Here is a 22,092-nt window from a genome sequence, read left to right as displayed (position 1 = left end):
GCCGGGCCCACCCCCCTCCCTGTGCCCGCTCGACCGCGGCGCTCGCGATACTGTGAGCCCTCTCACCCCGGACCTCCAAGGAGACGCACATGTCGGTCGGCCTGCTCGCGGTTGTCGATGACATCCTCACCGCCGCCCTGAAGGCGAGCGCCAAGACGGCGGGCGTCGTGATCGACGACGCGGCCGTCACCCCGCAGTACGTGCAGGGCCTCACGCCCGCGCGGGAGCTCCCGGTGGTCGGGCGGATCGCGCTGGGGAGCCTGTTCAACAAGTTCGTCATCATCATCCCGCTGGCGCTGCTGCTCTCGGCGTTCGCGCCGCAGGTGCTGCCGTACCTGCTCATCCTCGGCGGCGCGTTCCTCTGCTTCGAGGGGGCGGAGAAGGTGCTCGAGTGGTTCGGCGTCTCGCACGGCGGCCACGAGACGGAGGCGCGCGACGAGAAGAAGCTCGTCTTCGGCGCCATCCGCACCGACCTCATCCTGAGCACCGAGATCATGCTGATCGCGCTCGACGGCCTCGACCCCGACTTCGGGATCTGGCCCACGCTCGGCGCGCTCCTGGTCGTCGGGCTCGGGATGACCGTGCTCGTGTACGGCGCCGTCGCGCTGCTCGTGAAGATCGACGACGTGGGCCTGCGCCTGATGAAGAACGCGGCCCGCGGCGTGCGGCGCGCCGGAGCGAGGATCGTCGCGTCGATGCCGGTCGTGTTCCGCGCGATCAGCATCATCGGCACGCTCGCCATGCTCTGGGTCGGCGGGCACCTCGTCGTCGCGAACCTCGCCGAGACGGTGTGGCACGGTCCGTACGACCTCGTGCACGTCGTCACCCACGCGGTCGAGGGCGCGGGCCCGGTCGTCGTGTGGCTGGCCGACACCTTCGTCTCGATGATCTTCGGCCTCGTCCTGGGTCTGGTCATCGCGGCCGTCGTGATGGGCGTCTCGCGCCTGCGCACCCGCGACGAGGCGGCCGCGGGGCACTGAGCGGGGTCTCGGTACTCCGCGTGCCGCGGCCGGTCGACCGGCATGGGGGTGCGCGGTCGCTCCACCGGCGCGGAGGTGTGCGGCTGCCCGACCGGCACGGATCCATGCTGATCGAGTAGCCCGCGCCGCGGTCGTATCGGGATCCCGCGACGCGCTGCCCCCGCAGCGCCGCTTTCGATGAACGACGGACCGCCCCCGTCCCCGGAGGGGCGGAGGCGGTCCGTGTCGGAGGGGGCGTCAGCAGCTGCGGGCCGCGTACGCTCCCGTCGCCACCGAGGTGACCTGCTTGCCGTCGACCGTGCCCGTCGCGGTGACGGTGGCCTGGCCGGCCGGCACCGAGGCCGCGCGCGTGGTGAACGCGGCGCTGCCGCTCGCGCCGGGCGCGACTCCGGTGACCTGCTTCGACCCGGAGGGCGTCGCGATGGTCATCGAGACCGGCACGCCGGACTCGTTCTTCGCCGCGACGGTGAGCGTCACCTTGCCGGCGATGCAGCGGGTGGTCGCCGTGACCGCGACCGCGAGGGCGACGGGCGCCTTCAGGGTCACCGTCACCGTCGTGGTCGAGGTGACGGAGCCGTCGGCCGCGCGGACCGCGATGGTCGCGACTCCGCCGTTCGCCGTCGTCGGCTGGGTGATCCGCACGGTGGCCGCCGAGTCGGTCGCCACTGCTCCGATCGCCGGCATCGCCGTGCCCTCGACGGTGACCGCGTAGGAGGTGCGGGCCGGGTCGAACCCGGCGATGCCGGCTCCTCCGACGCGCAGGGCGCCCAGGGTGGCGACCGCGGCGGGCGAGGCGACCGACTCGTAGAGCTTGGTCTCGGCCACGATCAGGTGCGTGTTGTCGTACGCGTTCATCACGACGCGGAAAGCCTTGGCCGTGACGGGCGCGAACGACGCGACCAGGGTCGGAGCCGTTCCGCCGGCCGGCGACGCGAGGGCCACGGCCGACTCGTAGCCGGGGACCGCGGTCCAGGTCGTGCTGTCGGCGGCCTGGTACTGCAGCTGGTAGGTCTGCGCCCAGCTGGTGCCGCCGTCGGCGAGGAACTGCACCGACACCTTCTCGACCTGGTGGGTCGAGGGGAAGGTGTAGGTCAGCGAGCTCTGCGCGGCCTTGGTGCCGTTGGTCCAGTTCGACCAGCCCTTGTCGCCGTCCACGCCGTTGCGGGTGCGCTCCGGTCCGTAGCCCGACTCCGACGACGACGCGGTCGCGACGATGCCGGCGTCCGGGTTGAAGTTGCGGAGCGTGCCCGTGGTGACGAGCACCGTGAGCGTCGCGGGGAGCGTCGCGCCGTCGGCGGTCGCCGTTCCCGAGACCGTCACCTGCCCGGCCCGGGCGAGGGAGGCGGTGGTGAGCGGCGTCCAGTCCCAGACGACCGGCACCGGGAAGGTGCTGGCCGAGGCGCCCACGCGGGCGGGGACCGTCGTCGGGGCAGAGGCCTTCACTCCGGCGACCGAGGCGCCCGCGGCGGCCGTGACCGACACGGGGTCGGTCGCGGTCAGTCCGCCGACGTCGACGAGCGCGGTGACCGTGATCGTCTGGCCGTAGAGGTCGGTCGCGGTGCCGGGCACCTCGACGCGGCCGGTCGCGCCGTACGCAGAGTCGGCGGGGCGCTGCCAGGTGACGGCGAGCGGTGCGCCGGCTCCCCAGGAGTACTGCGGGGTGATGCTCGCGGGCAGGGTCGGAGCGACGCCCGCGGTGGTGCGGACGGCGATCGTCTGGCCGGCGGTCGGGGCGAGGTCGCGGAGGGACCAGGACTGGTTCGCTCCGCCGTTGGAGGTGTAGACGCCGACCGACGCGTTGTCGGCGCTGGAGCCGCCGTTCACGTCGAGCGACTGGGCGATCGACTCGTTGACGAGCGAGAAGTTCACGCCGTCGGTGGTGTTGACGATCCAGCGGGTCGCGGCGGTCGTCTTCGCCGCGTCGACGGACAGCGAGCGCAGGTCGGTGCCGGCGGTCGTGGCTCCGAGCACGCGTCCGTCGCCGTTGACGAGGACGACGCGGCGGGTGGCCTCGCGCTCGCCGGCGGCGACCTCGCGGACCGTCCAGGTCTGCTTGGCGGCCGTGGCGGAGTCGGTGGCGAGGCCGGTGATCGTGGTCGCGGCGCCCGAGGGGTTGCCGGTCAGGGCCTTGCCGCTCTGGGTGCCGACCAGCTGGTAGCGGTGGCCGTCGCGCAGGGCGGGGGCGGAGTCGGCGACTCCCGAGACTCCGTCGATCGAGAAGCTCGTGACCGACTTGGCGGGCACGGTGATCGTGGCGGTGCGCGAGATGCGGTCGACGCTCACCGGCGTCTTGGCGACCAGGGCGTTGCTCGTGGGAGCGGCGGCCGAGGAGGCCTTCGTGGTGACGTACGGGGTGACCGTCGCGGTGTCGGCGATGGTGCCGAAGCGGGAGAGGTCGAGCACGACGGTCTTCTCGGTCGCGGTGCTGTTGGTGTGCACGACGGTCGCGCCCGAGCCGTCGCCGCGGACGGCGGCGGTGGAGGAGCTGTCGTTGGAGGGCATCAGGTGGTCGCCCTCGTGGATGAACTTGGTGAAGTTCCGGATGGTGTTGAACTTCGAGTTCGTCTCGACGCCGCAGACCGGGGCTTTGGTGGAGTCGCCACCGGCGTCGGCGACGCGGCGGACCGACTTCCAGACCTCGGTCCCGTTCTCCTGGTACGGCTTGCAGTCCAGGTCGATGTAGACGGAGCCCCAGTTGAGGTTCTCGCCCTTGGGCTTGGGCTGCTGCATGTTGTAGTAGTCCTCGACGGGCTGCCAGAGCACCCACGCCTTCGGCTCGAGCTCGCGCAGGTCGTCGTTGATGCGGCCGGCGATGCCGAGGCCGTTCTCCATGTTGGTGGGGTCGAAGCCGGTGACCCAGTTGCCCTCGATCTCGCTCATCCACAGGTCGGTGTCGGCCTGCTTCGCGAGGTCGCGGACCTTGAGGCGGCCCGAGGTGCCGTAGGTGTGGACGTTCATCCGGTCGACCTCGGCGCGGATCGCGGCGGAGTAGGCGGCCCAGTTCGTGGCGAAGATGTCGGGGTTGGTCTCATCCATCGCGGCGAGGCCGGCGTCGGTGGTCGAAGCGTCCAGCGCGGCGGTGACGTCGGGGATCAGACCCGCTTGGCGCGTCGGGCCGACGTGCATGCCCTCCTGGCGTCCGCCGGTCGGGACGCCGTTGGAGAGCTGCGTGCCCCAGTAGTTCGTGTTCGGCTCGTTGAAGGGGTCGAGCGTGTCGAACTCGATGCCGTACTCGTCCTCCATGTGCTCGGTGACCTTCACGAGGTACTTCGCGAACTGCTCCTCGGCGGCGGGCTTCAGCTGCTCGCTGTTCGCGTCGAAGCCGCCCGAGACGTAGCCGCTCTCGGTCATGAAGTACGGGGCGGAGTTGGAGAACGCCTCCCAGTGCGAGATCTGCTTCTCCTCGGCGAGCCTCTCGACCCACCAGCGCTGCGTCTCGTCGGCGGTCCAGTCGTAGGAGGCGGGGTCGTCCGCGTTCCACTTGGCCAGGAGCGCGTCGCGGTCGGCGAGCTTCGTGGAGGTGCCGCCGTAGGTCGACGCGTCGCCGGCCGGGTTCGGCTTCCACCAGCCCTCGACGGCGCCGCCCGGGCGGAGGTAGTCCTTCACATCGGAGGCGTTGCCGCCGCCGATGTTGTAGCGGGCGATGTTGAGGTCGAGGCCGCTGTCGCCGAAGACCTTCTGGTAGAGGTCCTCGCGGAGGGCCTCGGGATAGCCGCCGGTCGCGTTCGCGAACCAGACGAGGCTGGTGCCCCAGCCCTCGAACGCCTCACCGGCGGCGGCGGGGTTCGGCGTGATGCGGAACGCGTCCGCGGCCTGAGCGGGGGCCGCTGCGGCGGGGATCGCCAGCAGTGCTCCTGTGGCCAGGGCGGCGCTCGTGGCGAGCGCGGCGACCCTTCTGAAGGACATCGACATTGATGCGGTCTCTCTTTCGCCATCGAAATGCGGGCATGTTCACGTGAACGCGCCCTGACGGCCGACTGTACATGTTCACGTCAACAATCGGAAGGTGCTCAGGGGTGGGCGAGGCCCGCAGCGTCGAGAAGCCGGGAGTCGTCGCAGTCGGCGCCGAGTGCGACGACTCCTGGAGTGTCGTGGGCATGCGGAGGCGTGCGGCCGCGCGCCGCGACACCCCCGCGCTCAGACGCGGTGCGTCGTCTCCGGGAAGGCCTCGGGCTCGCACTGGATGGTCGCGTGGTCGATGCCGTGGCGCTCGCGGAGGACGGCGAGCACCCGCGAGAGCGCGGTGCGGTAGTCGGCGTCGGGGGCGACGACCACGTGGCCGGTGGCGCTCTCCATGCCCGAGGTGATCGTCCACACGTGCAGGTCGTGCAGCGCGAGCACGCCGGGGACGGCGCAGACGTCGCGCTCGAGCGCTGCGAGGTCGACGTGCGCGGGCGCCGACTCCATGAGGATCCCCAGCGCCTGCCGCGTCAGCGACCAGGTGCGGGGAAGGATCAGCAGCCCGATCAGCACGCCGACGATCGGATCCGCCCACGCCCAGCCGCTGGTGAGCAGCACGATCGCCGCGACGATCACGCCGATCGAGCCGAGTGCGTCGCCGAGCACCTCGAGGGAGGCTCCGCGGAGGGTGATGCTCTCCTTCGCCCCGGCCGACAGCAGGCGCAGGCTCACGAGGTTGACCGCCAGGCCCACGACGGCGGTGATCAGGAGGGGGCCGCCGGGCACCGCGGGCGGCTCGGCGAAGCGGCGGACGGCCTCGACGATCACGAACGCGGCGACCGCGAACAGAAGCAGGCCGTTGGCGAGGGCGGCCAGCACTTCGAGGCGGTAGGAGCCGTAGGTGCGGCCCTTCGCGGCGGGGCGGGCGGCGAGCGAGATCGCGGCGATCGACATCCCGAGCGCCAGCACGTCGGTGCCCATGTGCGCGGCGTCCGAGAGTAGCGCGAGCGAGCCCGTCGCGACTCCGACCGCGAACTCGACGACCATGAACGCCGCGGTCAGCACGAAGGCGGCCACGAGCGGACGCCGGTGCCGTGCGGCGGCGGAGCCGGCCGGAACGCCGTGAGAGTGGCCCATCGGCTCCTCCGATCCCTGTTCGTATAAACAGTCTTGCATGCGTCCGGAGGCGAGCGCGAGGGCCCTCAGCCGACCAGCGGGTCCAGCGCCTCGCCGAGGTAGGGCGCCAGGGTCCGGGCGTAGGACTCGGTGAGGTGCCCGAGGTCGCGGTACACCTTCACTCCGCCGATCACGAGGGGGCAGCCGCGGTCGTCGCAGAACCAGCGGGTGAGGTCGACGGCGGCGGCGCCCGGCCAGTCCTCGGCGGCGGCGGCCATCAGCTCGCGGTCGGCGAAGGCCTCGTCGAGCGGCACGCTGCAGTCGGCCGCGGAGCCCGGCTCCTCGGCGCAGGCCAGCAGGGAGAGCGAGGGCAGCACCGGATTGTCGCGGATCGCGACCACCGTGGATCCGCGGGCGATCAGCGGCGCCCACGACTCGTGGAACCCGTCGATGCCGGCCTGCTCGTCGGGGGTGCCGGACGCGTCGACGAACACGGACTTCTTCGCGGAGTAGGCGGTGACGACGAGCGCGTACGGCTCCTGGCCCGCGAGCTCCTCCTGCAGCTTCTCGTTCCAGACGTCGCAGGAGCGCCGGGAGGAGGCGGAGTCGTCGCGCCGCTCCGCGGTCGAGAAGACGCAGCCCGTCTTGTAGTAGGTGTGCAGGTCCCAGCCGCGCTCCTCCGCGACGCCGCGCAGTGCCGGGAAGAAGGACGCCGCGTGCGAGTTGCCGATGAGCAGCACACGGAGGCCGGCGGGATCGCCGAAGCGGCACTCCTTGAGCGCGGTGCCGGAGTTGCCCGTGCTGCACTCGTCGGTGTTCAGGGCGGAGCCGTCCTCCGAGGCGTCGACGGCGGGCAGACTCGTGGTCCAGGAGTCGGGGCAGGCGTTCGCGAGCGCCGCGGCTCCGACGCAGCCCTCGGTCGAGACGGGGAGGGCGTGCGCGCGGGTGAGGTCGGCGGCGATCTCGGCGTTCGTTCCGGTGAGGCCCGTCGCTCCGACCAGGGCGGCGACGGCCAGCAGGGCCGCCGGGGCGAGCGCGCGGAGGCGGTGCGGGCGCTCGGCGGGGGCGCGGCGGTGGAGGGGGTCCTCGAGGAAGCGCTTCGAGGCGGCGGCCAGGAGGATCGCGGCGGCGATGACGCCCAGGCCCGCGAGGGCGGTCGGGTCCTCGCCGGTGCTCTCGCGCCAGAAGACCAGGAGCGGCCAGTGCCAGAGGTAGATCCCGTAGCTCAGGCCGCCCAGCCACACGAGCGGGCGCAGGGCCAGCAGCCGGCCGACTCCGCGCTCCGGGGCGGGGCCGGTCCCGGCGACGAGCACGAGCACCGCCGAGAGGGTCGGCCAGAGCGCGGCGGCGCCCGGGAACGCGCTCGAGACCTGGAGCACGAACCCGCAGGAGACGACTCCGATCAGCCCCAACCACCCGGCGACCGTCCGCAGGGCCGCCGGGATCGCCAGTCCCGGGAGCACGAGGGCCGCGAGCGAGCCGAGCCCGAACTCCCACGAGCGGGCGAGGGTGCTGTAGTACGCGGTCGGCTGGTCGATCCCCACCAGCACGACCGAGAACGCGAACGAGAGGACGGTGAGCGCCGCGACGAGCGCCAGCAGGAACCGCGGCAGCTGCGCGCGGCGCCGCAGCAGCACGGCGGCGAGGGTCGCGACGAGCACCAGGGCGAGCCAGACCAGATAGAACTGCCCCTGCACCGACATCGCCCAGAAGTTCTGCACCGGCGAGTGGAAGTCGTCCTGCGCGAGGTAGTCCACTCCGGCCCGCGCGAGCGCGACGTTCTCGACGTAGAAGGTCGAGGCGAGCACCTCGGTGAAGGTCTGCAGCAGCTGCGAGGGGCGCAGGACGAGCGGAGCGAGCGCCGCGACGACGACCAGCACCACCGCGGCCGCCGGGAAGAGCCGCGAGGCGAGCCTCCGGAGGAAGGCGATCGGACGCACGCGCCCGAACCGCCGGATCTGGCCGAGGAGGGTGAGGGTGGTGAGGAACCCGGCGATCACGAAGAAGACGTCGACGCCTCCGGAGACGCGGCCCAGCCAGATGTGGAACGTCGCGACCAGGAGGGACGCGACGGCGCGCAGTCCCTCGATCTCGGGCCGGTAGCCGGACGCGTCGGCCTTGCGCACCAGCGCGGACCGGCCTGAGGGGGCGGTGCGGGCGGAGTGGCGGGGCAACGGGTTCCTTCCGTGACGATCGGCGGGCGGTGGGGCGGGAGCCGTCGATCGTCGGTGTTCAGGATCGCGCTCTCCCGCCCCCAGGGGAACCGTGTCCGGGGTGCTGTCCACCTGGTTGGGGGCTGCGGAGGCGAGGTGCGCGACAGGTGTCCGCTTACTCGGCTGTTCCGGGCCTTCTGGGTGACATGAGAACTCGGAGGTCGCCGTTCTCGCGCGCGACCACGGCGACTTCTGCGGAGTCGCCGGCGGGCGGGACCGAGGGTGGATCGAAGGCGGGTGGCGCGGATCGATTGGCGCGAATGCACGGGGTGAAGTGAGGTAAGGCTATGCTTACTCGGGCTCCGCGTCGAGACGCGGGTGCCGCCCGCCGACGGACCGGGCCGACGAGCCCTGCCGGCGAACCGGGCCGACGAACCGGGCCCACGAACAAGGCCCACGCACCGGGCCGACGACCGACGCCCACGAACCACGGGAGATCCATGTCCACGCACCGACGGCGCCCCGCCGCCCTCGCCCTCGCCGCCCTGACCCTGCTCGCCCTCACCGGCTGCGGCGCCTCCGAGCAGATCGAGCCCGAGAGCACGGCCGCCGCGGGGGAGGGCACGACTTCGTACCCGCTCATGCTGGACAACTGCGGCACCGCGACCACCGTCACCGCCCCTCCGCAGCGGGTCGTCTCCCTCGACCAGAACTCGACCGAGATCCTGCTGTCCCTCGGCCTCGAGGACCGGATGGTCGGCACCGCCTCCTGGACCGACCCCGTGCTCGAGACCCTCGCCTCCGCGAACGAGAGCGTGCCGCGCCTGGCCGACAACGCGCCCACCTACGAGGTGCTGCTCGGTGCCGACCCCGACTTCGTCACCGCCTCCTTCGGCCGCCACTACGCGCCCGAGGGCGTCGCCTCGCGCGACCGCCTCGCCGAGACGGGGATCGGCTCCTACCTCGCCCCCTCCGACTGCGACAACGGGGCGAGCGTCAACGGCGGGAGCGGCACGCGCACCGTCCCGCTGACCGTCGACGTCCTCTACCAGGAGATCCACGAGCTGGCCGAGGTCTTCGACGTGCAGCAGCGCGGCGACGCCCTGGTCGCGCAGCTGCAGGAGCGCGCCGCCGCCGCCACCGAGGGGGTCGACCTCGGCGGCCGGAGCGTCGCCTTCTGGTTCGCCGACACCACGACGCCCTACATGGCCGGCGGCTACAACTTCGCCTCGATGCTCGGCACCACGACCGGCATGACCAACGTCTTCGCCGACCGCACGGAGGACTGGCCCGCCGTCGGCTGGGAGAGCGTCGTCGCGGCCGACCCGGACGTCCTGGTCCTCGGCGACCTGCAGCGCGACCGCTTCCCCGGCGACCGCCTCGACGACAAGACCGCGTTCCTCCGCTCCGACCCGCTGACCAGCAGCCTGCCCGCGGTGCAGGACGGCCGCTTCATCGCGCTCCACGGCGCCGAGATGAACCCGTCGATCCGCTTCGTCGACGGGCTCGAGAAGATCCGCGCCTGGTGGGACGAGAACGGGGCCTCGCTCTGAGCACGGGCACGGGCACAGGCACAGGCACGGGCACGGGCACGAGCACGGTCCTCGTCCGCCGGGTGCCGCGGGGTCTGGCCGCCGCTGCGCTGGTCGTCGGCGGGCTGCTAGCGCTGGCGCTCTCGGTCGGCGTCGCGGTGACGCTCGGCCCGGCCGACGTCTCGCTCGTGAACGTCCGCGACATCCTCCTCAACCACCTCGGGCTCGCCTCCGTCCCGGTGCGTGCGGCCGAGGACGCGATCGTCTGGCAGGAGCGCCTCCCGCGCGCACTCGTGGCCGCGGCCTGCGGGGCGGGGCTCGGCGTGTGCGGAGTGATCCTGCAGTCGCTGCTGCGCAATCCGCTCGCCGACCCGTTCGTGCTGGGCGTCTCCTCCGGAGCGTCCACGGGCGCGGTGCTCGTCGGCGTGCTCGGGGTCGGCGGAGGAGTGGTCGGGCTCTCCGGAGGCGCCTTCGTCGGCGCGCTGGTCGCCTTCGGCTTCGTGCTGCTGCTCACGCGGTTCTCGGCGGGCGGCACCTCCGGCGTGATCCTGGCGGGGGTGGCGAGCACGCAGCTGTTCTCGGCGCTGACCTCGCTGATCGTGTTCGCGCTCGCCGACTCGGACGAGACGCGCGGCGTGATGTTCTGGCTGCTCGGCTCCCTCGAGGGGATGCGCTGGGACGACGTGGCGCTGAGCGGAGGAGTCGTGCTGCTCGGCTCCGTGGTCTGCCTCGCCGCGGCGCGCACGCTCGACGCGTTCGCCTTCGGGGAGGACGTGGCCGCGTCGCTCGGCGTGCACGTGGGCCGCACCCGCCTCCTCCTGCTGGTGGTGACGGCCCTGCTGACGGCGACCCTGGTGAGCATCGCCGGCGCGATCGGCTTCGTGGGGCTGGTGCTGCCGCACGCCGCGCGACTCGTGTTCGGCCAGCGGCACTCGCGGGTGATCCCCGCGACGATCCTGCTCGGCGCGGTGTTCCTGGTGTGGGTCGACGCCGGATCGCGGGTGGCGTTCGCGCCGACTCCGCTGCCGGTGGGGGTCGGCACGGCACTCGTCGGCGTGCCGGTGTTCATGCTGCTGCTCCTGCGGCGGAGGGGCCGCTCGTGACGCTCGAGGCCGACCGGGTCTCGTGGCGCCGGGGCGGCCGCCTGGTGGTCGACGGGGTCTCGCTCCGCCCCGCTCCCGGCTCGACAGTGGGACTGCTCGGGCCCAACGGCTCGGGCAAGTCGTCGCTGCTGCGGCTGCTGCAGGGCACCGCGGCTCCGGACGCCGGCGTCGTCACCCTCGACGGCGCGCCGCTCCGCTCGCTCCGCCGCCGCGAGGTCGCCCGGGCCGTGGCCACGGTGACGCAGCAGGCCGAGACGGAGGCGGACCTCCCCGTCCGCGACGTCGTCCGGCTGGGGCGCACCCCGCACCGCTCCCTCCTGGGCGGAGACACGGCCGAGGACCTGCGCGCGATCGAGCGCGCCCTCGAGCAGGTGGGTCTCGAGGCGAAGGCCGACCACCTCTGGCACACCCTCTCGGGCGGCGAGCGACAGCGCGCGCACATCGCCCGGGCGCTCGCGCAGGAGCCGCGCGAGCTGCTGCTGGACGAGCCGACCAACCACCTCGACATCCGCCATCAGCTGGAGCTGCTGGCCCTGGTGCGGGCGCTGCCGGTGACCACGGTCGTCGCGCTGCACGACCTCAACCTCGCGGCCCTGTTCTGCGACGCGCTGCTGGTGCTGCGCGAGGGGCGCGTGGTCGCGGGCGGCACCCCGGAGGAGGTGCTCACCCCGGCGCTGATCGCGGACGTCTACGGGGTGCGCGCCCGCGTGATCGTCGACGCCGGACGGCCGCACGTGCTGTTCGACTCCTGATTCCGCTGCCGCATCCTGACCCCACTGCCAGACGATCGTCGATCAGTCAACGGTCTCGTCCGTCGTGAGGAGCGCGTTCTACCGTCGGTGAACCGGCTTCGAGACCTCACAGGAGAGGTCCCCCTCGCGCTGGGCGAGGTGCTCTCCTGACGGAGGGCGATGGACGTGCCGGTGACGACGAGGGGAGTCGAGAGATGTCCAGAGACGACGTGGCACCGGGGCGGTTCGCGCGATTCGTGAAGTGGGTCAACAAGGCCGACGGCTGGGAGCCGCAGTACCTGCGCGGGCGGGTCGTGGCCAAGAAGGACGGCGAGTGGATCGTCGCGGTCGACGGCGAGGAGCGCCGGATCGTGAAGAAGGAGTGGAGCGTCTACCGCTGACCCTCGGGGAGGACTCGTGATGCTGCCCGACTGGCGCACTCCCGAGATCAGAGAGGCGCGTCCCGGAGTCTTCGTGCTCGAGCTGCGCCGCACCCGCCGCCGGCCCGCCGAGGAGCTGGGTGTCCTGATCCGCACGGGCACGACCTGGACGGTGCTGGGCCCCGAGGGCGTGCTCTCCGACGTGCCGGGCTTCCACGACGCCGCGGCGGCCCTGCGCGAGTAGCGTCGCACCACTGAGTACTCCGCGGCCCCACTCAGTCGCCCGAGACGGTCGCCCGCTCCGGCGTGTCGACGACCGTCTAGGGCGCCTCAGCGCTGACGCGAGAGTGGACGGCGCGGCGGTGGTGCCGCCGAGGCGTGGGCCCGCCGCGCCTACAGCTGGCGGCCCGGACGCTGCACGCCGACGACGGTGACGGTGAGGGTCGCGGAGGTGCTCTGCGCGGCGGACGGCGCGGACTCCGACAGGCGCACGGTCAGGCGGAGGTGGTCGGTTGCTCCGACGGCGAGGGCGGGGGAGCCGGGCAGGTCGAGGCGGGAGGCGGCGGGGCGGTCGGCCGACACGGTGGTGACGGTGCCGGGGCAGGTCGCGGCATCGGCCGACCAGGACAGCGAGCAGCGCTCGATCGCGAGCTGCAGGCCGTCCGAGAGGTCGGTGCCGGTGGCCGTCTGCAGCTGGAGGGCCGACATCGGCAGGGTCCCGGCGTTCGTCAGGTCGAGGAGGCGCCGGGCCGTGCCGCCGGGGACGAGTCCCGCGACGGGGACCGGCACGGTCGTCGCTCCGGTGCCGGTGAACGTCGCGATGACGGTGCCGGAGGCGATCCGTGCGCTCACGGAGCCCCGGTCCAGGAGCACGGCGGTGGCGGTGGCGGCGGCGCCGAGGACGAGCGCGCCGGCGACGAGTCCCGCCAGGCCGGCGCGGGAGACCACGCGGCGGCGGACCTCGGGGGAGTGGCGCGGGGCTCCGCGGTCGCGGGAGGACGGCCGGGCGCTGTGCCGTCCGTGCTCAGCGGGCGGACGCAGGGGCTCCGGGGGCGGCGTGCCGTCCGACGAGCGGTGCGCGCCGCTCACGGGGCGACCTCCGCGGGGTGGCGCCAGATGGCGATCAGGAGCGCGCCCACGATGACCGCGCCGCCCGCGGCGAAGAGCGCGAACCGCGCCTCCGGGTGGGCGAGGCCGATGCTCGGCCAGCCCAGCAGCGGCACCACCGAGCTCTCGCGCCAGATCCGCTCGTCCGCGATCGTCACGATCCACGGGTCGGCCGACTCGTTGTTGTCGCCCTTGGTGGTGAGCGCCAGCTGGCCGGGCTCGCGGCCGCGGAGTGCCGCCGCCTCCTCCTCGGAGTAGACGAGGGTGACGCGGTGGATGACGCGGCGGCCCGGATCGTCCGGGTCGGTGAAGACGATCACGTCGCCGGCGCGGATCGCGGCCTGGTCGACGGGCAGGGTGACGGCGAGGGAGCCGACGGGCATCCCGGGCGCCATCGAGTTCGACAGCACCGGCACGAGCCGCACGAGACCGAGCGCGGAGAGGACGAAGACGGCGATGCCGGCGACGGCCACGATCGTGACCAGTCCGCCGAGGAGAGCGCGGAGGGCCTTCACGCCTGCTCCCTCCGGTGACGACGGCGCGCAGCCGCGGCGAGCAGGACGCCCGAGCCGAGGGCGAGCATCCCGCCCAGGAGCGCGGCGCCCAGGTCGCGGCCGGTGACGGCCAGCCCGCCGCCCGCCGCTCCGGGGAAGGAGCCGGGGCCGGGCGTCGCGGAGGGATCCTCCTCCGTCGTGCCCACGAGCACCCGCAGCGACGCCGCCGCGAGCTCGGTCCCGTTGCCGGCCGACTCCGGGAACAGGACGCGGACGCGCACGCCCACGGTGGCCCCGCGCTCGAGCGGACGCACGCCGTCGAGCCGGCCGAGCGTCGCCGCGGGCCCGGATCCGAGCGGCACAGCGTCGTCGGGGCAGAGGTAGCGCTCGACCGTGCGCTCCCCGTCGACGACCTCGGCGACGGTGAACGCCGAGTCGCAGAGCTCGACGGACAGCTGGAGGCCGTCGCGCGGGTCCTGCGCCAGCGTCCCTCCGTCGACCGCGAAGGCCACGGAGACCCCCTGCGGCGACAAGCCGGTGCTGGTCACCTCGACCGCCCACTCGGCGCGGTCGCCCGGAGCGAGGTCGGTGAGGGATCCGGGCGCCGAGAGCTCGCGCACGTCGAGCACGCCGACGGGCTCGGCGCTCGCCGCGGGCGCGAGGAGCACCGCCGCGAGGACGGCGACGAGCGCACGGGCGTGGGGCATGGGGACGACTCCGGGAGGAAAGGGGGATGCCTCCGCCCCGCGCCGGTGGCGGCCGGGCAGGACGGAGGCGGTGGGGGACGGTCTACTTCTGGATGCCGGCGCGCTGGATCGCGGCGGCCGTGAAGGTGACCGTGGCGGAAGCGTTCTCGTACGCGTTGTCGGCCGCGGTCGGCAGGACGAGCTCGATCAGCGTGTTCAGCGTCACGTCACCGGCGTCCGAGGGGAAGGTCCCGGTCGTGGTGGGGGTGATGCCGAAGTTCGCCGGGGTGAAGTCGACCGCGCCGGCCTGGCCGCCGATGGACGACAGCTTGCCGGATCCGGTGACCGTGGTGGTCCCGCTGCAGGAATACGGGCCCGCCGGAGTCGTGGTGGGGGCGGTCGTCCAGGCGGTGGAGCAGGTCAGCAGGCGGTAGTCGAGGCCGTTCGGGCCGGAGACGAGAGACTGGCCGACACGGTTCTGGTCGGTGGTGTCGGATCCCACGACGTCGTTGGTGACGGCCTGCGAGAAGCGCACCGACGAGACGAGGTCGCCGTCGTTGGTGGCGTTCGGCAGGACGATCGTCACCGGGCGCTGGATGGTGTCTCCGGGCGCGATGTCCGTCACGATGAAGGTGCCGTCGAGGTTGATGTCGAGCTGTCCGGCGTCCGCGGTGACGCTGGCAGTCCCGGAGTCGGTGAACACGGCGAAGGCGCCGGCGCCGGCGAGGGCTCCCGCGGCGAGGAGGACGCCGCCGGTGAGGGCGATCTTCTTCCAGGGGCTGCGACGGGTGGGTGCTGTGGTGGTCATGGCGACCGTTCCTTTCTGGTGGGTGGTGCCCGGTGCGGGCGTGGTCTCCCTCACGAGGACACGTGCAGGACGAGAGGGGTGTCGGCGGGGAGGCATCAGCAGCCTCCGGCGGTGGTGACGGCCGGCTGGGCGACGGCGGTCGAGGCGGCGGACGCGACTCCGAGCCAGCGCTGCAGGTCCGGGCGGACCCGCCACTGGTAGCTGCGGCCCTCACCGACCCGGTCGTCGGTGAAGCTCGTCGCGGAGGCGGCGGGTGCCGCGATCACGGTCCAGGGGCCGGGCGTCGTCCCCGCGAGGCGGCGCTCGAGGGTCCAGCCGGTCGCTCCAGCGGCGGCCGACCAGCTCACGAGGGTGCTCGGCCGACCGGCCGTGCAGCTCGCGACAGGCGTGGCGACCACGGAGGAGCTGGTCCAGGCGCCGAGCCCGATCGCTCCGCTCGTCGTGCCGGTGCCGGAGAAGCCGCGTCGGACGAGGGGAGCGGGATCGACCCACACCGTGATCGTGCCACCAGCCGTGAGCGCGCCGTCCGTGACCGTGTACGCGATCGTCGCGCTCCCGGTCCAGCCGTCGGCCGCGGGCGTGTAGGTGCACGTGGATCCGGAGCAGGAGAAGGTGCCGCGCAGCCCGGCCGAGACGCTCGTGCCGACCAGGGCGAGGGTCGTGCCCGGGTCCTCGTCGGTGTCGTTCGCGAGCGGAGCGACGGTGACGGCGGGGCCCCCGGTGGTCGCGACCACGCGGTCGGGTCGGGCGACCGGCGCGCGGTTCAGCGCGGTGACGGTGACCGTGACCCGCACGTTCCAGGTGCTGTACTGGCCCGAGAGGGAGTAGTCGAAGACGTCGGTGCCGACGAAGGCGGCGATCGGGCGGTAGGTGCACTGGCCGCGGGTCGCTCCGCTCGCGACGCAGGAGACGGACCCCTGCACGGGAGTGGCGGGGGCGGGGGTCGCCGCGCCTCCGATCGCCTTCGGGGTCGCCGAGAGCTGAGCGCGCGAAAAGGTCGCGCCGGTCGCGGCGGGCCCGTCGTTCGCGAGCACGTCGATCACGACCGATCCGCCCTGCACGACCGTCGCGGCGTCGGCCGCCGGATCGGGGATCACCGAGATGCTCACCGAGGCGGTGCGGGTGAACGCCCCGCCGGTCGGGCCGGTCGCCGTCGCCGTGGCGGTGTTGGCGATCGTGCCGGCGGTGACGTCGGCGGCGGTGGTCGTGTAGGCGGCGGTCGCGGTGACGACCTGGCCGGGCAGCAGTCGTCCGGAAGTGCCCGGCCAGGAGTAGGTGAGAGCGGAGAGCCCGCTCTTGGGGTCGCTGATCGCGACCGCGGTGAGGGTGGTGGTGCCGGTGTTGGTCGCGCGGAAGGTGTAGGTCACCACGGTGCCGGCGGCGCTGATGAAGGCGGGGTTCGCGGTCTTGGTGAGCGCGAGGTCGTTCGTGCGGGTGATCGTCACCGTCCGCGAGGCGGTGGCCGTGACGGCGGCGCCCGTCGGAGGGGTGCCGGTCGCGGTCGCGGTGTTGAGGACCTGGCCCGCGTCGACGTCGGCCTGCGTGAGCGTGTACGAGGCGGTCGCGGTGACCGACTGGCCGATCTCGAGGCGCCCGGCGGTCCCCGGCCAGGAGTAGGCGAGCGCGGAGAGCCCGCTCTTGGGGTCGGTGACCGCGACGGCGCTCAGCCCGGTGTTGCCGGTGTTGGTGGCGGAGAAGCTGTAGGAGACGGTCGAGCCCACGGCGGCCCCGGTCGGGATCGTGCCGTTCTTCGTCAGCGAGATCGAGGGCGCGTAGCGGATCGGCGTGGTGGCCGTGGAGGTCGCGGTGACCGTCACGGGCGAGGCTGCCAGCGTGCGCCCGCTGACCGTGGCGGTGTTGGTGACGGCCGTGCCCTTGTCGATGTCGGTCTGCAGCACCGTGTACGGCGCCGAGGTGAAGGTCGCGCTCGCTCCGGGTGCGAGCTGAGTCGAGGCGGGCGTGATGCCGGTGACCTTCGGGTCGGCGACGGCGACCGTCTGCAGTGTGACGTTGCCGGAGTTGAGGGCGAGGAAGGAGTAGCGGATCTGCTCTCCGGCGTCGGCCTGGGCGTTGCCGTTCGTGTCGGTGAGCAGGGCGGTCTTGGTGAGGGTCAGAGCGGGAGCCGGGGTGGCGATGGGGGCGGTGACGGTGGCGGTCCTGCTCGTGACGGGGGTCGTCGTCACGACGTTCGAGATCGTCTCCGTCTTCGTCGCTGCAGCGGTCGCCGTGTTGACGAACGAGCCGGCCACCGCTTCGGCGGCCGTGACCGTATGGGATCCCGTGCAGATGGTGGAGGCGAGCGGGAGCAGGGTCGTCGTCGGACAGGAGATGCTCGCGGCCTTCGGGTCCGTGACGACGATCCCGGTGAGCGTGCCCCGGATAGACCCGTTCGTGACGACGAACTGGTAGGGGATGACGGATCCCTCGGCGTAGGCGACGGGCTGCGTGGTGGTGCGGTCGATCTGCTTGACCAGAGTGATGTCGTCGAGAGTGTTGATGGACGAGACGGAGACGTTGCGGACGAGGTGGGTGTCGTTCGATCCACCGGTGGACGCCGTGAAGCCGAGCTTGTAGGTCGAGGGCGCTGCGGTCGGCATCGTGAACTGCATCAGCTGATCGAGCTGCCCGGCGGGCAGACCCGCTGTCCCTCCCCAGTAGACCGTGACGACGGGAGTGGCGGCAGCCGAGACCATGATCCGTATCGTGCGCCCGTAGGACGCGGGCGGAGCGCCCGTCGATGTCGTGGCCGTCGTGCGGACCGACGTCAGCAGGGGAGGCGAGGCCGACTGGAGGAAGCAGTATCCGCTCTTGGCCTGCCCGGGTCCGCGCGCCACGATCTTGTTCGCCGTGAGGAGCGCCGACCCGGAGTTCGAGGGGCAGTCGGAGCCGAGGCCGAGGGTAGGCGCGGCGGGGGGCCTGGCCGAGAAGTTCCCGAAGGCGTCGATTCCGATCCCGAGGTAGCCGCCGTTCACCCCGTCGACGGTTGCCGACTGGCCGTAGCCGAGCGATCCGCCCGGAGCTCCCGCCGCGGTGAGGGACCTCGAGCCGTCGGTGAGGAAGAAGCCGATGCCGTCGGCCCCGGTCAGCGAGCTTCCGTACTGGTACTGGTCGAACTGGACGTCGATGCCGCCCGCGGCAGGAATGGGCCGGTTGAAGACCGCGCCGCCCTTGGCGTCGTTGCGGGCATCGGTGAGCTGGAGGAAGCCCGGACTCGTCGCGGCGACGGGGGCTTGAGTCCGGTTGGCGCAGACGCCGAGGTTCGAGGACCCGGCCGGGGGTGCGGTCGTCGCCCGGGTGATGCAGCCCCCGTCGAGCGCCTGCCAGGCCGAGTCCGCGACGCTGGTGCCGCCGAAGCCCTCCTGGAGCAGGACCGTGGCCGCCGCAGCTCTCGTCGCCGGCAGAACCACGAGGACGGCGGCGAGCAGGAGCAGGACGAGGCCGAGGGCGATCGAGCGGTCGTGGCTCGGCCGGGCATGCGCGTTCGACACGGATCGACCTCCCCCCGGGGCGCCTCGCCGGGCCTTCCGGATGGAGCGGGATCACGATAGGTCGCGGCTCGGAGGCGCCCTGTCCCCCTGAGACGGGACGTGGGCGGCGGACGACGGGCCCCCGATCCGGTGGGCACGCAGAAGGGGGAGAGCGAGCGCTGAACCAGCGCTCAGGTGGTGTCCAGAAAACGCGACCTATCCGGGGGTCCCCCGCGAGAGTGTTGACGTGCGCACGGCCCTCGCGCCGGGCTCAGGGCGGCCTGGATCCGTGCCGGCCCCGCGGGACCCCGGAGTTCCGCCACCGACACGATGCGGTTCCGCTTCCGTGGCGGGCATCTCCGGAGCAGTGGCGCGAGATAGCGCTCTCACCAGGACCTTCTCCGGATCGCTCCGCTGCTCGACGCCAGGTGGGAGCGCCGCCGCGGGTGTCCCTGAAGTGGGTCTAGTGGTCGCGCGGCGGACGCGGGAGGATTCATTCGCGCCTGCCCGCCCGCACGGTCCCCCGAAGGACCGCACCGCGCCCCCTCCACGGTGGTCCGATCCGGACCGCAGCAACCCCCCTCACACCTTCCGGTCAGGCTCCGCCGACCGAGCAGCCCTCTCCACGTCGGGATCCCATGTCCTCTCCTGCGCGCCACAGCCGCCGTCTCGTCCTCACCGGAGCCGCCCTCGGCGTCGGATCCGCCTTCGCCTACGCGATGACCGCGTCCGCGGCGCCCGACTACAGCGTGATCCCGCCGCTGCCCAACGAGCTCGGCCGCAGCGACACGGCGATCTCGCGCGTGGGGAAGAAGCCGTACCAGATCATCGACGTGATGATCGGCACCGACCGCGCGCGGCTCTTCGTCCCGCACACCGCGGTCCCCTCGCAGCGGATCGGCCGGGTCGTCTACTGGTACTACCACGCCAACGGGAGCACCTACGCGGCCCTGTCCGGCGCCTACCAGTACAGCGCCGACCAGGCCGTCGACAAGGGCGTCATCTCGATCTGCCCCAACTACGGCGGCAGCATCTACACGAACAAGCGGGCCGTCGCCATGCAGGTGGACGCGGTCGCCTGGTTCCAGAAGACGTGGCGAATCGGCGCGAGCTTCCTCCGCTCGAACTCCGGCGGCGGAGCGCTGCTCTGCTGGGCGTACGGCAACAAGCTGGTCCCCGAGATCCGCGGCGCGTACCACGCGGCCGGCGTCTACGACATGGCCGACATGGCCCGGCGCGACCCGGGGCGCGTCCTGCCGGACTACGACAACGACCCCTCGACGATCCCGGCGACCGACCCCGCGCTGCTGCCGCAGGCCTCGTGGGCGGGGGCGCGGATCCGCACGACCGGCTCGACGGAGGACGTCCTCGTCCCGATCGCCGTGCACGGAGGGGCGTGGGTCGCGCTCGCGAAGCCCGTCGCGAAGGAGGCGGTGGTCCTCTACACGCCGACCGAGGGCGCTCCGAACGGCCACAACGTGCCGAGCCTGACGAACAAGGACATGCTCGACACGTTCGACCGCTGGCTCGCAGAGCAGCCGGTCGTTCCGCTGCCCGACGAGCCCGCCTCGTCGATCCCCGGCGAGGGCACGTACCAGAACTCCTCGCCGCTCATCACGACGGCGGGCACCTGGAGCACGATCTCCTCCTCCGCCGACAGCGGTGGGAGCATCAGCTACTCCAGCTCGGCCGGAGCGTCCGCGAGCTTCCGCTTCTCGGGCACGGGCGTCAGCTGGGTGAGCCGGATGACGGCGACCTCCGGCATCAACGAGGTGCTGCTCGACGGCGTCCTCGTCGCCACCGTCGACCGCTACAGCCCCACGACCCGCTCGGGTCAGACGGTCTGGACGAGCGGGCCGATCGCCGCCGGCACCCACACGGTCACGATCCGCCGCGGGACGACGCGCAACCCGGCGTCCACCGGATCCACGCTGATCCTCGACGCCTTCGTCGTGACCGCGGGGACCGTCTCCACGTCGACGCCCACCCCCACCGCGACGGCGTCTCCGACCAGCACGCCGACGCCGACGGACACGCCGACTCCGACCGAGACCCCGACGGCCACGTCCACGCCCACCCCGACCTCGACGCTGCCGGCGGCGGGGACGTACCAGAACGGAGCCGCCGTCATCGCGACGGTCGGCACCTGGGCGACGCTCTCGAGCACCGCCGACAGCGGCGGCAGCATCTCGTACTCCAGCACCTCCACGGCCTCGGCGACCCTCCGCTTCCGGGGCACGAAGGTCAGCTGGGTGAGCCGCATCACCCCGACCTCGGGCATCAACGAGGTCCTGATCGACGGCGTGCTCGTCGCCTCCGTCGACCGCTACAGCGCCACGAACCGCTCGGCCCGCACCGTGTTCACCAGCAGCACCCTCAGTGCCGGCGAGCACACCATCACCATCCGCCGCGGCAGCAAGCGCAACGCCGCCTCCACGGGCAACTCGCTGATCCTGGACGCCTTCGTCGTCGTGTGAGCCGCTCGGGCACCCGAGCCGCCCGCGTGATTCCGGACAGAGGACGCGGGCGGGCTCGGGTGGCCGGGTGTTCGGGGGCTCGTGAAGGGGGCCCTTGTCGCTGAGGCGCTCGCTGGGCGCCCACTGCGTCGAGTCGCCCGGGGATGCAGCTGTTTCAGCGTTCTCGGAACCGTCTCGGGCACCTCAGCGGGCCTCGCGCGAGGCGGCCCGTGCGAGCATGCGGGGATGAGAACGCTGATCCTCGGAGGCACGGGCTGGCTCGGCGGGCACCTCGCGGCGGAGGCGCTGCGGCGCGGCCACGACGTGACCTGCCTCGCGCGGGGGACGGCCGTGCCCGCGGGGGCGTCCCTCGTCCGGGCCGACCGCGACCGCGACGACGCTCTCGACGCCGTGGCTGCGGCATCGTGGGACGCGGTGATCGACGTCTCCTCGACCCCGCAGCACGTCCGCCGATCCGTCCGCGACCTGCGCTGCAGCGCCTACGTCCTCGTCTCGACCACGAGCGTCTACGCCGAGAACGCGGTCGTCGGTGCGGACGAGGACGCCGAGCTGCTCCCTCCCTCCGACGACCCCGCCTCGTACGGCGCCGCGAAGGCCGCCTGCGAGCAGGCCGTGCTGGCCGGATCCGCGCCGTCCCTGATCGCGCGCGCCGGACTGATCGGCGGCCCCGGCGACCCGACGAGTCGCTCCTCCTACTGGCCCTGGCGCTTCAGCGCGCGGTCCGGGCCCGTGCTGGTGCCGGATGCGCCCGAGCTGCCGACGTCCATGGTCGACGTGCGGGACCTCGCCGCATGGCTGGTGGCGTCCGCCGAGGCGCGGGTGGCGGGCGTGATGAACGTCTGCGGGACCCCCGTGCCGTTCGGCGAGCACCTCGCCGCGGCGCGGAGCGGATCGTCGGCCGAGCCGGTCGCCGTGCCGGAGGTGTGGCTGCTCGAGCGTGGCGTCGGCCAGTGGGCGGGCGCCGGCTCGCTCCCGCTGTGGATCGCGGACCCGGACTGGCGCGGCATGAACGCACGCTCGACGGCACGGGCCGAAGCCGCGGGCTTCGAGCGCCGCGAGCTCGCCGAGACGCTGCGGGACGCGGCGGCCGCGCACGTGCCGGGACGCGGCGCCGGACTGGGGGAGGAGCGGGAGCGGGAGCTGCTGGGGGAGTGGGGG

The 22,092-nt window shown here is 73.0% G+C and carries 16 protein-coding genes; 8 read left to right on the top strand and 8 right to left on the bottom strand.

The features are described from left to right. Positions 1–89: 89 nt before the first annotated feature. Positions 90–980, top strand: a complete 891-nt coding sequence (locus C5C53_RS16130) for a DUF808 domain-containing protein (protein ID WP_104250408.1) — start codon at positions 90–92, stop codon at positions 978–980. A gap of 237 nt (positions 981–1,217) precedes the next feature. Here C5C53_RS16130 and C5C53_RS16125 read toward each other — a convergent pair whose 3' ends face one another. The 3 genes from C5C53_RS16125 to C5C53_RS16115 form a co-directional block, all read right to left on the bottom strand. Further along, a complete protein-coding gene (locus tag C5C53_RS16125) occupies positions 1,218–4,886 on the bottom strand; it encodes a glycoside hydrolase (RefSeq protein WP_181127790.1) in 3,669 nt (1,222 codons plus the stop codon). A gap of 231 nt (positions 4,887–5,117) precedes the next feature. After that, a complete protein-coding gene (locus tag C5C53_RS16120; protein ID WP_104268011.1) occupies positions 5,118–6,017 on the bottom strand; it encodes a cation diffusion facilitator family transporter in 900 nt (299 codons plus the stop codon). A 65-nt stretch (positions 6,018–6,082) separates the two neighbouring features. Beyond that, positions 6,083–8,170, bottom strand: a complete 2,088-nt coding sequence (locus C5C53_RS16115; protein ID WP_146084695.1) for an acyltransferase family protein — start codon at positions 8,168–8,170, stop codon at positions 6,083–6,085. Positions 8,171–8,649: 479 nt separating this feature from the next. Here C5C53_RS16115 and C5C53_RS16110 point away from each other — a divergent pair, with 479 nt between their 5' ends. The 5 genes from C5C53_RS16110 to C5C53_RS16090 all read left to right on the top strand — a co-directional run bounded on the left by C5C53_RS16110 (position 8,650) and on the right by C5C53_RS16090 (position 12,139). Further along, on the top strand, positions 8,650–9,702 hold the full coding sequence (locus C5C53_RS16110) for an ABC transporter substrate-binding protein (RefSeq protein ID WP_104268009.1): 1,053 nt from the start codon (positions 8,650–8,652) through the stop codon (positions 9,700–9,702). After that, entirely contained in the window at positions 9,675–10,784 is a 1,110-nt protein-coding gene (locus C5C53_RS16105; RefSeq protein ID WP_374954340.1) for a FecCD family ABC transporter permease, read from the top strand. Before C5C53_RS16110 ends, C5C53_RS16105 begins: the two co-directional genes overlap by 28 nt. After that, positions 10,781–11,536, top strand: a complete 756-nt coding sequence (locus C5C53_RS16100) for an ABC transporter ATP-binding protein (RefSeq protein ID WP_104226361.1) — start codon at positions 10,781–10,783, stop codon at positions 11,534–11,536. The genes C5C53_RS16105 and C5C53_RS16100 overlap by 4 nt, the downstream gene beginning before the upstream one ends. A gap of 194 nt (positions 11,537–11,730) precedes the next feature. Then, a complete protein-coding gene (locus tag C5C53_RS16095; RefSeq protein ID WP_104223398.1) occupies positions 11,731–11,916 on the top strand; it encodes a hypothetical protein in 186 nt (61 codons plus the stop codon). A 19-nt stretch (positions 11,917–11,935) separates the two neighbouring features. Further along, a complete protein-coding gene (locus tag C5C53_RS16090) occupies positions 11,936–12,139 on the top strand; it encodes a hypothetical protein (RefSeq protein WP_104268008.1) in 204 nt (67 codons plus the stop codon). Positions 12,140–12,288: 149 nt separating this feature from the next. Here the strand turns inward: C5C53_RS16090 and C5C53_RS16085 are convergent, their stop codons facing one another. The 5 genes from C5C53_RS16085 to C5C53_RS16065 all read right to left on the bottom strand — a co-directional run bounded on the left by C5C53_RS16085 (position 12,289) and on the right by C5C53_RS16065 (position 18,478). Beyond that, positions 12,289–12,984: a peptidase gene (locus C5C53_RS16085; RefSeq protein WP_104268007.1), complete on the bottom strand. Its 696-nt coding sequence runs from the start codon at positions 12,982–12,984 to the stop codon at positions 12,289–12,291. Further along, positions 12,981–13,517, bottom strand: a complete 537-nt coding sequence (locus C5C53_RS16080; RefSeq protein ID WP_104234082.1) for a signal peptidase I — start codon at positions 13,515–13,517, stop codon at positions 12,981–12,983. The genes C5C53_RS16085 and C5C53_RS16080 overlap by 4 nt, the downstream gene beginning before the upstream one ends. Next, complete coding sequence (locus C5C53_RS16075; protein ID WP_104226365.1) at positions 13,514–14,203, bottom strand: sortase; 690 nt, start codon at positions 14,201–14,203, stop codon at positions 13,514–13,516. The genes C5C53_RS16080 and C5C53_RS16075 overlap by 4 nt, the downstream gene beginning before the upstream one ends. Positions 14,204–14,285: 82 nt before the next feature. Beyond that, positions 14,286–14,990 carry a TasA family protein gene (locus tag C5C53_RS16070; protein WP_104226366.1) on the bottom strand — a complete coding sequence of 235 codons (705 nt, stop codon included), beginning with the start codon at positions 14,988–14,990 and terminating at the stop codon, positions 14,286–14,288. Between the two features lie 95 nt (positions 14,991–15,085). Continuing rightward, entirely contained in the window at positions 15,086–18,478 is a 3,393-nt protein-coding gene (locus C5C53_RS16065; protein WP_104268006.1) for an Ig-like domain-containing protein, read from the bottom strand. A gap of 617 nt (positions 18,479–19,095) precedes the next feature. Here C5C53_RS16065 and C5C53_RS17230 point away from each other — a divergent pair. Further along, positions 19,096–20,934 (top strand): hypothetical protein, encoded by a 1,839-nt coding sequence (locus tag C5C53_RS17230; RefSeq protein WP_181027253.1) that lies wholly within the window; start codon positions 19,096–19,098, stop codon positions 20,932–20,934. 225 nt (positions 20,935–21,159) lie between these two features. Beyond that, a partial coding sequence (locus tag C5C53_RS16055) for an NAD-dependent epimerase/dehydratase family protein (protein ID WP_104268005.1) occupies positions 21,160–22,092 on the top strand: 933 nt, incomplete at its 3' end.

The sequence above is a fragment of the Rathayibacter sp. AY1E3 genome (assembly GCF_002932235.1).
Taxonomy (GTDB): domain Bacteria; phylum Actinomycetota; class Actinomycetes; order Actinomycetales; family Microbacteriaceae; genus Rathayibacter.
Note: the sequence above shows the minus strand (reverse complement) of the source record. Positions and strands in the feature narration are given on the sequence as shown.